Raw genomic sequence first — 13065 nt, forward strand, 5'->3', positions numbered from 1 at the left:
ACCCATGGCCGCCGGCGCCTGTCATCAGACGTAACGATTGACGACGTTCTCGAGCAGTTCCTGCCTGCCGGATCTCGGCTGCGGATTGACGTCCTTGCTTTCGACCCAGTTCGTGATCTCGTCCAGCGAATATTCGCCGCGGAAGAGCTTCTGCGCCTCGGCCGATTCCCAGCCGGCGTAACGATCGGCGAGCGGCTGCGACAGAGCCTTGTCCTCGATCATCCTGGCGGCTGCCTTCAGGCCGCGGGCACAGCAATCCATACCGCCGATATGGCCGATCAGCAGATCAGCCGGGTCGAGCGACTGGCGGCGCAGCTTCGCATCGAAGTTGGTGCCGCCGGTCTTGAAGCCGCCGCCTGCCAGAACGTGGTAATAGGCGAGCGCCATCTCGGGAACGTTGTTCGGGAACTGGTCGGTATCCCAGCCGGACTGGTAGTCGTTGCGGTTCATGTCGATCGAGCCGAAAATACCGAGCGCATTGGCCAGCGCCAGCTCGTGCTCGAAGGAATGACCGGCAAGGATCGCATGGCCCTGCTCGATATTGACCTTCACCTCGTTTTCGAGACCGTGCTTCTTGAGGAAGCCGTAGACGGTCGCGACGTCGTAGTCATACTGATGCTTGGTCGGCTCCTGCGGCTTCGGCTCGATCAGGATCGTGCCCTTGAAGCCGATCTTGTGCTTGTATTCGACGACGAGGTTGAGGAAGCGGCCGAGCTGGTCGAGCTCGCGCTTGAGATCCGTGTTGAGCAGCGTCTCGTAGCCTTCGCGGCCGCCCCAGAGCACGTAGTTCTCACCGCCGAGCTTCTGCGTGGCATCGATGCAGGTCTTCACCGTCGCGGCTGCGAAAGCGAAGACATCGGGATCCGGATTGGTCGCCGCACCCGACATGTAGCGTCGGTTGGAGAAGAGGTTCGCCGTGCCCCAGAGCAGCTTGGTGCCGGTTGCGGCCTGCTTCTCGGCAAAATAGTCGACGATCTCGTTGAGGTTCTTGGTGTTCTCGGCAAAGTTCTTGCCTTCCGGGCGCACGTCGGCGTCGTGGAAGCAGTAGTAGGGCGCACCGAGCAGCGAGAAGAATTCGAAGGCGACGTCGGCCTTGAGCTTTGCAGCCTTCATCGTGTCTTCGAACCAGGGGCGCAGGAAGGTCTGGCCGCCGAAGGGATCGCCGCCCGGCCAGGTGAAGGTGTGCCAATAGGCCACCGCAAAACGCAGATGGTCTTCCATGCGCTTGCCGAGGACGATCTCGTCCGGCTGGTAATAGCGGAAGGCCAGCGGATTGGTGCTGTCCGGCCCCTCGTACTTTATTTTCTGGATATCGCCGAAAAATCCGGTGCTCATACTGGGTCTCCTTGGGTTCGTATCTTTTCGAAGTTCTCAGTCGTTGGTCTACGCCAGAGGCCCCCTCATCCGCCTGCCGGCACCTTCTCCCCGAGGGGAGAAGAGACGGGTTGCAGCGCCTCTTTTTCCTTCTCCCCTCGGGGAGAAGGTGGCCCGAAGGGTCGGATGAGGGGGCCACAGGCTCCAGTTCTCAATGCGCCAGCGACTTGATCGCCGGATAAAGCGCCCGGTAGCGCTTATAGGCATCCTCATAAGCACCGCTCAGCGCCGTTGCCGGCTCGATCGTCCCTGCCGTCACCGGCGGCGTGCAGACTGCGATCGGGTCCGCGCCCGTTGCCGCGATCAGGCCGAGGCGTGCTGCGCCGAAGGCTGCGCCAAAATCGCCATCAGCGGGCAGATCGACCGGAACGCCGAGCGCGGTCGCGATCGAGGCCAGCCAGTAACGCGAGCGCGAACCGCCGCCGATCGCCGTGACGCGGGAGATGCCGGTACCGGCCGAACGCAACGCTTCGAGATTGTCGCGGATGGCGAAGGCCACGCCTTCGAGTACGGCCTGGGTTAGCACGACGCGGCTGCTTTCATGTTCGAGGCCGATGAAGGCGCCGCGAATGACGGCATCATTATGCGGCGTGCGTTCGCCTGAGAGGTAAGGCAGGAAGGTGACGCCGGTGGGCGCCTTCAGCGTTTCGCCGAGTTCGCCGGTGAGATCAGCCGCCGACTTGCCGGTGACGCCGGAGTGCCAGTTGAGCGCGTCGGTGGCCGACAGGATGACGCCCATCTGGTGCCAGGTGTTCGGCAGCGCGTGGCAGAAGGCATGCACGGCGCTTTCGGGCTTCGGCAGATAGGAGCCGTTGGCAGCAAAAAGCACGCCCGACGTACCGAGCGAGACGAAGGCGGCGCCATCGCTGACTGTACCCATGCCGCAGGCCGAAGCCGCGTTGTCGCCCGCACCGCCGGCAACGACGACCGTCCCGGAGATACCCCATTGCGCCGCCAGTTCAGGCCGCAGCGTGCCGGCCTGTTCTGTACCCTCGACAAGCGCCGGCATCTGTTCTTCCGAAAGGTGGGTGGCGGCAAGCAGTTCAGAGGACCATGCGCGCTTGCCGGTGTCGAGCCAGGAGGTACCGGCCGAATCCGACATTTCAGAGAGATACTCGCCGGTCAGCCAAAGACGCAGATAGTCCTTCGGCAACAGAACCTTGGCGATCTTGGCGAAGATTTCGGGCTCGTGCTTCTCGACCCAGGCGAGCTTCGGCGCAGTGAAGCCCGGGAAGACGATGTTGCCGGTAAGCGCGCGGAAGCGCGGATCGGCATCGAGGGCTGCGGCCTCGACGTAGCTGCGCGTATCGTTCCACAGGATACAGGGGCGCAGCACCTTGTCGGAGGCATCGATGAGCGTCGCACCATGCATCTGCCCGGAAAGGCCGATGCCCTTGACCGCGGCGAACTCCTTGGGATGTTTTGCCTTGAGGCCGGCTACGGCCTCTTCCGTGGCGCGCACCCAGTGGGCCGGCTCCTGCTCCGACCAGCCGGAATGCGGACGCGAGACGTCGAGCGAACCATTGGCGGAGCCGACGATCTTCTGATCGCCGTCGATCAGCATCGCCTTGACGCCGGAGGTTCCGAGATCGAGACCGAGATACATCTGGTATTCTCCTTTGCCGTTACGGCAGATTGTCTTTCAGGAATATGTCGAGGCGGATGCGTTCCTGCGCTTCAATGACGGCAAGCCCGTCCGCCTTGGCTTTCAGTACGCGGACCGCGCTTCGCACCTCATGTCCGGCGTCCTGGTTGAGGATCGCATCGATCGTGTGGTCGATGAGTGCCGCGCGCGTATGGGTAGTCAGTTCGTGAGCAATAACGGTCAGCGTCCGGTCGACGGCCTTCTCCTTCAGCGCCCGCACCAGGCCGCGATTGCCGGCGCCGAGGCTGTAGACGCCGATGATGCCGGCGTTTCTCGATAGTGCATCGGCAACCAGCATATGAGCGATCTCGGGATCGTCGCGGCCTTCAAGAACCGGCAGGATCGCAAGATCGGGAAATTCCTCGGTCATCACGGACGTGAAGCCCTCCAGCCGCTCGCGATGGTCGCGCACCAGCATGGAGCCGGCAAGCACCGCGATCTCGCCTTGTCGCGGGCCGAGAAACCGGCCGAGCAGGCGCGCAGCCGTGCGACCGGCAGCGATGTTGTCGACACCGGCATAGTGATGGCGAAGCGAGCCGGTGAGGTCGGAAACCAGGGTGACGATGGGAAAGCCCGCGCGCACCAGCCTGTCGACGACGGCACGCACTTCGGGCGCATCGGTCGCAACCATCGCAATGCCGCAAGGCTTTTCCCGGGAAAGTTCTTCGAGCACGGCGACGAGCGCGGCGGGATCGAAGGCCGGGACCTCGATGGTGCGGATGTCGGTGCGCTCCGCGGGCGAGCGGAGAATCGCCTGCCGGATCTCGGCATTGAGCCCGTGCATGAAGGAATTGTCGCTCGCCGGCAGGATGAAGACCAGCGGATAGGTGCGCCCCTTGGCGAGGTTGGCGGCGGCAACATCCCTGATATAGCCGAGCTCGCGAATGGCGGTCTCGACCTTTTCCCGCGTGACGTGGCGCACGCCGGGACGATGGTTGAGAACCCGGTCGACAGTCGCGAGACTGACGCCTGCGGCAGCGGCGATATCGTGAACGGTTGGCCTCATCATTCCTCCTGGCGAGACCATTAGCGCCAATTTTGATGTACGTAAATCAAAAAATCGAAGGAGGCGGATTCAACGTCATTTTTCCGGTCTTGCGGCCCGCCGAGTCAACCACCGATCATACGGCTGATGACACGATAACCCCGAAAACGGCAAACAAAAAGGCCCTCCGAAGAGGGCCTTTTCAAGGGGCGGCAGGCCGGAGGTCAGTGGCCGCCGCCACCTCCTCCCCGCCTTGCGGCGCGGGTTTCTTGATCATGGCGACACCAAAGATCATCGCAACGAAAAGCGCGGTCAGAATGAGGAACACATCGCTGAAGGAAAGGATAACCGCCTGTCTGGTGGCAAGGCCGACCATCTGCTTGATCGCGACCGAAGCACCATCCATGCCATAGGTGTTGAAATTGGCGGTCATGTTGTTCATCTGGTCGATCGCCGCCGGATTGCCCCAATCCATATTCTCCCGCAACCGCTCGTAATGCACGTCCTGCCGGTTGGTGAGCACCGTGTTGATGACGGCGAGGCCGACAGCGCCGCCGAGGTTTCTGGTCAGGTTGAACAGGCCGGATGCGCCGCGAATGCGCGAGGGCGGCATCGTACCGAGCGCAATGTTGTTGATCGGCACCATGCACATCATCAGGCCGAACCCGCGCAGGATTTGCGGGATGAACAGCTCGTAGAAATCCCAGTCCGCCGTCAGATGCACCATGATGAACGTGCCGGCGGCGAAGCTTAGGAAGCCGATCACCATCATCAGGCGCAGGTCCATCTTGGTCGACAGCCGCCCAGCGATCGGCGCGGTGAAGAACATCGCAAGCCCCGAGACGAACATGGTCTCGCCGATCATCAGCGAATCATAGCCGCGTATGCGCCCGAGATAGACGGGATAAATATAGGTGAGGCCGTAAAGCCCGATCCCCATGATGAAGGAGAAGACAGAGCCGAACGAAAAATTCCGGTTCGCAAAAGCCTTGAGATCGACGACGGGGAATTCCACCGAGAAGGCGCGGTAGAAGAAGACGATCGCTGCGATGCCGGAAACAACCGCTGCAATGGCGATGGAATTATCGTTGAACCAGTCGTTCGAATTGCCCTCTTCGAGCACATATTCCAGCGTGCCGAGGAAGACGCCCATCGAGATCAATCCCCACCAGTCGAACTTCTTGAAGAGCGACAGTTCCGGCTTGTCGAAATCGATGAAGTTCCAGGTGACGAGCGTGACGATGATGCCGGGAACGATATTGACGAGGAACAGCCAATGCCAGGAGAAGGCGTGGCTGAGATAGCCGCCGACGGTCGGGCCGATGGTCGGCGCCAGCGTCGCGATCAAGCCGATGATCGGCGAGACGATGCTGCGCTTCGACGGCGGGAAGATGGTGAAGGCGGCCGCGAAGACGGACGGAATCATGCCGCCGCCGATAAAACCCTGGATGGCGCGGTAGACGATCATCTGATCGATATTCGTAGCCGTCGCCGCGAGCGCGCTCGCCATGGTGAAGCCGGCGGCCGAGATCGCGAAGAGATATCGCGTCGAGATAATGCGGGCGAGCGTGCCCGAAAGCGGGATCATGATCACTTCGGCGATCAGATAAGCCGTCTGCACCCAGCCGATTTCGTCGCTGCCGGCTGAAAGGCCGGCCTGGATTTCGGCAAGCGAGGCCGAGACGATCTGAATGTCGAGGATCGACATGAACATGCCGAGCACCATCGCGAAGAAAGCGATGAGCTTCTTCGGATCCATGCGATCCCCCGCATGGGCAGGCGCTGCCGGAATCGTTCCTGCTGTTGCTGTCGCGCTCCCGGCCATCGGACCACCTCCGCCCTTTAAAAGGCTACTTGCTCGGCGCTGTACGCGTATCGACGTCGACGACGACGCTGAGGCCCGCGCGCAGGCGCCCGCTATCGAGGGCATCCTGCGGCAGCGCGATGCGCACCGGTACGCGCTGGATCACCTTGGTGAAGTTGCCGGTGGCGTTTTCCGGCGGCAGCAGCGAAAAGACCGAGCCGGACGCCGGTGAGATCGACTCGACGGTGGCGACGACAGGATGATCGCTATAGGCATCGACGTGGACGTTGACCTTCGAGCCGGGAACGAGATGCTGGATCTGCGTTTCCTTGAAATTGGCGTCGATATAGAGTTCATGTACCGGCACAAGCGCCATCAGGCGCTGGCCGGGCGAGACGAGATCGCCTTCCTGGACCGAGCGATTACCGACGATGCCGTCATACGGCGCCTTGAGCACTGTGAAGGAGAGATCGCGGGCGGCCTTGTCTCGAGAGATCTCCAGCGAGCGGACCGAGCCTTCGGCCTCCTTGCGCTGCGCTTCGAGGATGGCAATATTGGCCTGCGCAGCCACGATATTGGCATCGCCACCTGCGAGATTGGCCTTGGCCTGATCGAGTGCGGTATTGGCATCATCGAGATCTGCGGTGGTGCCGACCGACTTTGCCTGCAGGTCGCTCTGGCGCTTCTGCTTGATTTCCGCGCCGCGAACCGTGGCTTCAAGGGCAGTCTTCTGCGCCTGAGCCTGCACGAGGCTCGCCTTGGCGCCTTCGATCTGCGCATCGATACGGCTCAGCGAAAGCTGCTCGGTCGCGATCTGGGCATTCGCCTGTTCGAGGGCATTCTGGTAGTCGCCGTTATCAAGGGTAGCGAGAATATCTCCTGCCTTGACTTCCTGGTTGGCAACAACATTCACCTTCGCGACATAGCCGGTAACCTTCGGCGAGATGGTCGCGATATCGCCTTCGATATAGGCGTCGTCGGTCGACACCATGAACCGGCCGTTCGTCCACCATTCGTATCCATACCAGCCGCCGCCCGCCAGAAGGGCGAGCACGACGATCGGCAGCACCGGGCTACGGCGCTTTTTCGCGGCAGCGGGAGGGGCAACCGGAGCCTGGGCCGGCGCCGACTGGGCTGGCGCTGGCGGCGTTTCGCGGGCTTCCGACTTTGGAGCGTCTGCGACGACCGCGACATCGGCCTTTGCCTCTTCGGCCTCGGCATTTTCGCTGACAATACGCGCGACGTTGCTCTTCTGGTTGCTCGACATGGCCACTTTACCGATCTTGGAGTAAATAATCGAACTGAACGGTTCGGTTCAGTTGACATAAACCTGTTCTATCGTCATATCAAGATGTATAGAACCAATCGGTTCGATTTCTTTAAGGAAAATGCGAAACCGTAAATACGGTTAAGGAGATATGACGCTTAAACCCGACAACGCCGCCGTATTCAGTCCTCCCGCTGCCGGAGGCCGATTTGCCGCGGGCGAAGATCCGAACAAGCGCCAGCAGATTCTCGCCGGCGCCAAACGCGTCTTCATGAAGATGGGCTTCGACGCCGCCAGCATGAACGACGTGACGCGCGAGGCCGGTGTCTCCAAGGGTACGCTCTACGTCTATTTCACCAACAAGGAAGAACTGTTTTCGGCGATGATCGAGGCCGAGCGCGCCACCTTCCTGGCGACCATGCGCACGGCGCTTGCCGAACACGACGATCCGGAAGCCGGCCTGTACGAATTCGGCATCAGCTTCGTCACCCATATGACCGACGAAAAGGTCATCAGCGCGATGCGCACCGTTCTTGGTGTTCGCGATCGCATGCCGGTCCTCTGTCAGCGCTTCTTCAAGGGGCCTGAAAACCTGCGCACCGTCCTGCGCGACTTCCTGGAACGGCGCATCGCCGATGGCGCGCTTGAGATTGACGATATCGAACTGGCCGCCGGTCAGTTTCTCGATCTTGCCAGCGGCAGCTTCTTCAAGCTTCGCCTGTTTGGAAGCATGGAAGAGCCGCCACCGCGCGACGAAATCGAGCGTGTCATCCGCGGCGCCATCCGGGTCTTCATGGCCGCCTACGGTGTGCGCCAGCACGAGAACGCCTGAGCCGTCCTTGACGGCAGCCTTTCATCGCCCAAAATTCCGCAATAACGATCAAACCCGGCTGCCGGCTTTTCTCTAAGGAAGAAGCCGCAACCGCTGCATAACTATGCAGCAATTCAAAGTGCTACAGCGTCCTTTGCGCGTCTCAAAGGACGCGCGGCGCTGTAGGGAGTGAGAATGAGCGCCATCGCACGGGCGATCTGGTTCATAGAGAGCCATTTCGAAAGCGATCTATCGCTGGAAGAAATATCCGGAGCAGCCGGGTTGTCGCGTTACCATCTGTCGCGCGTCTTCGGGCTCGTCACCGGCCACTCGATCAGCGGCTATATCAGAGGGCGGCGCCTCAGCCGCGCCGTGCCTGCGCTCGTCGGCGGTTCGTCCACCATTCTCGAGGTTGCGCTTTGTGCGGGCTATGGCTCGCACGAGGCTTTCACCCGTGCCTTCCGCGACCAGTTCGGCATGACGCCGGATGCGGTGCGCAGACAGGGGCACGCCCGCAATCTTGTTTTACTGGAGCCGATCAGAATGGACCCCGCCCGCCTTAACGACCTCGAACCGCCCCGCTTCGAAACCCTTCAACCGATGCTCTTTGCCGGCCTGCAGGAGATCTACCCCTATGGCGGCAATGCCGCCATCCCGTCCCTCTGGCAGAAGTTCAATGCTCATTTTGGCCATATCCCAGGTCAGAAAGGCAATGTCGCCTATGGCATCTGCACGCATATCGACGGGGAAACGGAAAAATTCCGCTATATGGCCGCCGCAGAAATCTCCGATGCCGGCGACCTGCCAGCGGATTTCAAGACGCTCAAGCTTCCAGGCCAGCGCTACGTCGTCTTCAGCCATCGCGGCCATGTCTCAGGCATCCCGTCGACCATGCACCGGATTTTCGACACTTGGTGGCCAACCTCCGGCCTGGAGCACGGCGACACGCCTGATATGTTCGAGCGCTACGATGAGCGCTTCGATCCTTATACCGGCATGGGCGTCACCGAGATCTGGTTGCCGATCAGAGCATGATGCCGAAAAGTGCGGGCGGTTTTCGGAAGACATCATACTCCAGGGAATAAAAGTCGCATCAGTTTCGTATACCCCCTTACGGCGCTTGTCTGACGGGCAGGCGACATTACATTGCGCGCGTCGTCTCATCATGTGACGCAAAGAGGGTATACGCTGATGCAGGAAATCATGACGCTCATTCAGGATCCGGCCGCCTGGGTGGCGCTCATCACTCTGGTGGTGATGGAAGTCGTTCTCGGTATCGACAACCTCATCTTCATTTCCATTCTGACCAACAAACTGCCGCCCGAGCACCGCGAGAAAGCCCGCAAGATTGGCATCGGCCTTGCCCTCGTCATGCGCCTGGCGCTGCTCGGCACCGTCGCCTGGATCGTACAGTTGACCGAACCGCTCTTCGAAGCCTTCGGCCACGGCTTCTCCTGGAAGGATCTGATCCTGATCGGCGGCGGCCTGTTCCTCGTCTGGAAGGCTACCAAGGAAATTCACCACAGCGTCGATCCCATCGACCATCAGGAAGATTTCATTGCCACATCGGTAACGACCGGCTTTGCATCGGCCATCGGCCAGATCCTGCTGCTCGACCTGGTCTTCTCGGTAGACAGCATCATCACCGCCGTCGGCATGACGCCGCATCTGCCGATCATGGTGATCGCCGTCATCGCAGCCGTCACCGTCATGCTTGTTGCCGCGACCCCGCTTGCCAACTTCATCGAGAGGAACCCGACGATCGTCATGCTGGCGCTCGCCTTCCTGCTGATGATCGGCACGACTTTGATCGCCGAAGGCATGGGCTTCCACGTGCCGAAGGGCTATGTCTACGCTGCCATGGCCTTCTCCGCGCTGGTCGAGGTGCTGAACATGTTTGCACGCAACGCCCGCAAGCGGAAACGCGGCGGCGCGCATTGAGGCTGATGCGGGAGGGCGTGCCGCAACCGGCGCGCGCCCTCCCCGCAGCGCCATGAGCCCTTGCGGACGCGGTTTTTCTTGACGCGCCGGGTTGAATATGGCCTAAGGCCAGCCGAACGGACGATCGGCGAATGGTGCGGGCGAATGCCCTTTTTCGGCCGGTTTGCCGATGAAGATATCTGCATCCTTCCGGTCGAACGTCGCATTCCAGCGAGAACCGTCCGGCATTCATTGACGGGCACATACAATGACAGCTTCCGGCGTCCGCGTCCGCATCGCTCCCTCGCCGACCGGCGAGCCGCATGTCGGCACCGCTTATATCGCTCTCTTCAACTATCTTTTCGCCAAGAAGCACGGCGGCGAGTTCATCCTGCGCATCGAAGACACGGATGCGACACGCTCGACCCCGGAATTCGAGACGAAAGTGCTGGACGCGCTGAAGTGGTGCGGGCTGGAATGGAAGGAGGGCCCCGATATCGGCGGCCCTTACGGCCCCTATCGCCAGTCCGACCGCAAGCCGATGTACCAGCCCTACGCACAGGAGTTGCTGGACAGGGGCCACGCCTTCCGCTGCTTCTGCACGCCCGAGCGGTTGGAGCAGATGCGCGAAACGCAACGCGCCGCCGGCAAGCAGCCGAAATATGACGGCCTCTGCCTGAGCCTTACAGCTGAAGAAGTCACGGCCAAGATGACATCAGGCGAAAGCTCCGTCATCCGCATGAAGATTCCGACGGAAGGTTCCTGCGACTTTACCGACGGCGTTTATGGCGACGTGTCGATCCCGTGGGATTCTGTGGATATGCAGGTGCTCATCAAGGGCGACGGCATGCCGACCTATCACATGGCCAATGTCATCGACGATCATCTGATGAAGATCACCCATGTGGCGCGCGGTGAGGAATGGCTGGCTTCGGTGCCGAAGCACATCCTGCTCTATCGCTATTTCGGCTGGGACCAGCCGGTCTTCATGCATCTGTCGCTGATGCGCAACGCCGACAAGTCGAAGCTGTCGAAGCGCAAGAACCCGACTTCAATCTCCTATTATACCGCGCTCGGCTATATCCCCGAAGCGCTGATGAACTTCCTTGGCCTGTTCTTCATCCAGATCGCCGAAGGCGAAGAGCTTCTGACGATGGAAGAACTGTCCGAAAAGTTCGATCCGGACAATCTCTCCAAGGCCGGCGCGATCTTCGACATCCAGAAGCTTGACTGGCTGAACGGCCGCTGGATCCGCGAAAAACTGTCCGAAGAAGAATTCCAGGCGCGCGTAATTGCCTGGGCGATGGAAAACGAGCGCCTGACGGCCGGCCTGCGCCTGTCGCAGACGCGCATTTCCAAGCTCGGCGAGCTGCCCGATCTCGCCGGCTTCCTGCTGAAGTCCGACCTCGGCCTGCAGCCCTCCGATTTCGCCAAGATCAAGTCGCCGCCGGAAGAGATCCTGGAGATCCTCAACACCGTCCAGCCGGATCTCGAAAAGATCCTGGAATGGAACGTCGAGACAATCGAAGCCGAACTGCGTGCCGTCGCCGACCGCATGGGCAAGAAGCTGAAGGTCGTGGTAGCCCCGCTCTTCGTTGCCGTTTCCGGCTCGTCGCGCTCGCTGCCGCTCTTCGATTCCATGGCGATCCTCGGCCGATCCGTCGTGCGCCAGCGCCTGAAGCTCGCCGCCCAGGCGGTCGCCGCCCTCGTCGGCGCAAAGTAAGAACAGTCAGAGGATCTCGACAGTGGCTGACAACAAGACCGAAAACACCCTCTCCTCCGACGCAACGGAAGTGCGCGCCCAGAAGCTGAAGCTGCTGCGCGAGCAGATCGGCGAGGTCTACCCGGCGCATTTCCATCGCACGCTGACCAATGCCGAGCTCGGTACGAAATACGAGAGCCTGGAACCCGACGTCGAGACGCAGGATATCGTCACCGTCGCCGGCCGCGTCTATTCCTCGCGCAACTCGGGCATGTTCATGGATATCCACGACGCCTCGGGCAAGATCCAGATCTTCTCGCACAAGGATGTTACCGGCGAGGAAGCTCGCGCCCTGCTGCCGATGATCGATATCGGCGACATCATCGGTGTCACCGGCATCGTGCGCCGCACCAAGCGCGGCGAACTGACGATCAACGCGCAGAAGATCGAGATGCTGACGAAGTCGCTGCTGCCGATGCCCGAGAAGTGGCACGGTCTCTCCGACATCGAGCTGCGTTATCGCAAGCGCCATCTCGACATCATGACCAATGAGGATTCGAAGCTGCGCTTCCAGCAGCGCTCGAAGATCGTCTCCGGCATCCGCCGTTTCATGGAAAATGACGGCTTCATGGAAGTCGAGACGCCGATGCTGCATTCGGTCTACGGCGGCGCCACCGCCGAGCCGTTCAAGACGCATCACAACACGCTGAAGCTCGACATGTACCTGCGCATCGCGCCGGAACTGTTCCTGAAGCGCACGCTGGTCTCGGGCCTGACCGACAAGGTCTTCGAGATCAACCGCAACTTCCGCAACGAAGGCGTCTCCACCCGGCACAATCCCGAATTCACGATGATGGAGTGCTATTGGGCTTATGCCGACTACGAGGACGTCATGGACCTCGTCGAGCGGCTGTTCGAGAGCCTGGCGCTCTCCATCCACGGCACGACGGAATTCCCCTTCGGCGACAAGACCATGTCTTTCAAGGGGCCGTTCAAGCGCGTTCCGATGCCTGATGCCGTCAAGGAAGCGACCGGCATCGATTTCCTCGCTATCAAGACCGACGAAGAGGCCCGCGCCGCCGCCAAGGCTGCCGGTTTCGCGGTCGAGAAGGATTGGACCTGGGGCGAATGTCTCGCCTTCATCTTTGAGGAAAAGGTTGAAGCCACGCTGATCCAGCCGTCCCACGTCACGCATTTCCCGAAGGACATCTCGCCCTTCGCCAAGGAAGTGCCGGGCGAGCCACGTTTGGTCGAACGTTTCGAGACCTATTGCAATGCCTGGGAACTCGGGAACGCCTTCTCCGAGCTGAACGACCCCGAGGAGCAGCGCCGCCGCATGGTGGAGCAGCTCGAACAGGCGCATGCCCGCGGCGAGAAGGAAAAGCAGCTGGACGAGGAATTCCTCGACGCGATCGACCAGGGCATGCCGCCCGCCGGCGGTCTCGGCATCGGCGTCGACCGTCTCATCATGCTTTTGACCAACGCGCCGTCGATCCGCGACGTCATCCTATTCCCGGCGCGCCGCAACAAAGCCGACTGATAAGAAGCACATAAGAA

The 13065-nt window shown here is 61.1% G+C and carries 9 protein-coding genes and 1 pseudogene; 5 read left to right on the forward strand and 5 right to left on the reverse strand.

Annotation, left to right across the window (positions count from 1 at the left end):
• Positions 1-24 precede the first annotated feature (24 nt).
• The 5 genes and pseudogenes from xylA to NE852_RS19280 all read right to left on the reverse strand — a co-directional run bounded on the left by xylA (position 25) and on the right by NE852_RS19280 (position 7075).
• Positions 25-1335, reverse strand: a complete 1311-nt coding sequence (xylA, locus tag NE852_RS19260; protein WP_008533378.1) for a xylose isomerase — start codon at positions 1333-1335, stop codon at positions 25-27.
• A gap of 190 nt (positions 1336-1525) precedes the next feature.
• Positions 1526-2980, reverse strand: a complete 1455-nt coding sequence (gene xylB / locus NE852_RS19265) for a xylulokinase (protein WP_008533379.1) — start codon at positions 2978-2980, stop codon at positions 1526-1528.
• Between the two features lie 19 nt (positions 2981-2999).
• On the reverse strand, positions 3000-4025 hold the full coding sequence (locus NE852_RS19270; protein ID WP_008533382.1) for a LacI family DNA-binding transcriptional regulator: 1026 nt from the start codon (positions 4023-4025) through the stop codon (positions 3000-3002).
• 203 nt (positions 4026-4228) lie between these two features.
• A pseudogene (locus tag NE852_RS19275) lies at positions 4229-5829 on the reverse strand (DHA2 family efflux MFS transporter permease subunit).
• Between the two features lie 25 nt (positions 5830-5854).
• On the reverse strand, positions 5855-7075 hold the full coding sequence (locus NE852_RS19280; protein ID WP_008533387.1) for an HlyD family secretion protein: 1221 nt from the start codon (positions 7073-7075) through the stop codon (positions 5855-5857).
• 151 nt (positions 7076-7226) lie between these two features.
• Here NE852_RS19280 and NE852_RS19285 point away from each other — a divergent pair, with 151 nt between their 5' ends.
• The 5 genes from NE852_RS19285 (at position 7227) to lysS (ending at position 13048) form a co-directional block, all read left to right on the forward strand.
• A complete protein-coding gene (locus NE852_RS19285) occupies positions 7227-7907 on the forward strand; it encodes a TetR/AcrR family transcriptional regulator (protein ID WP_008533389.1) in 681 nt (226 codons plus the stop codon).
• A gap of 174 nt (positions 7908-8081) precedes the next feature.
• Positions 8082-8921 carry an AraC family transcriptional regulator gene (locus tag NE852_RS19290; protein WP_258155952.1) on the forward strand — a complete coding sequence of 280 codons (840 nt, stop codon included), beginning with the start codon at positions 8082-8084 and terminating at the stop codon, positions 8919-8921.
• A gap of 156 nt (positions 8922-9077) precedes the next feature.
• Positions 9078-9827, forward strand: coding sequence for a TerC family protein (locus NE852_RS19295; protein WP_008533391.1), 750 nt, complete (start codon positions 9078-9080; stop codon positions 9825-9827).
• Positions 9828-10074: 247 nt separating this feature from the next.
• Complete coding sequence (gltX, locus tag NE852_RS19300; RefSeq protein WP_008533392.1) at positions 10075-11529, forward strand: glutamate--tRNA ligase; 1455 nt, start codon at positions 10075-10077, stop codon at positions 11527-11529.
• Positions 11530-11551: 22 nt separating this feature from the next.
• On the forward strand, positions 11552-13048 hold the full coding sequence (gene lysS / locus NE852_RS19305) for a lysine--tRNA ligase (RefSeq protein WP_258155953.1): 1497 nt from the start codon (positions 11552-11554) through the stop codon (positions 13046-13048).
• Positions 13049-13065: the final 17 nt, after the last annotated feature.

It is taken from the genome of Rhizobium sp. Pop5 (assembly GCF_024721175.1).
Lineage (GTDB): Bacteria > Pseudomonadota > Alphaproteobacteria > Rhizobiales > Rhizobiaceae > Rhizobium.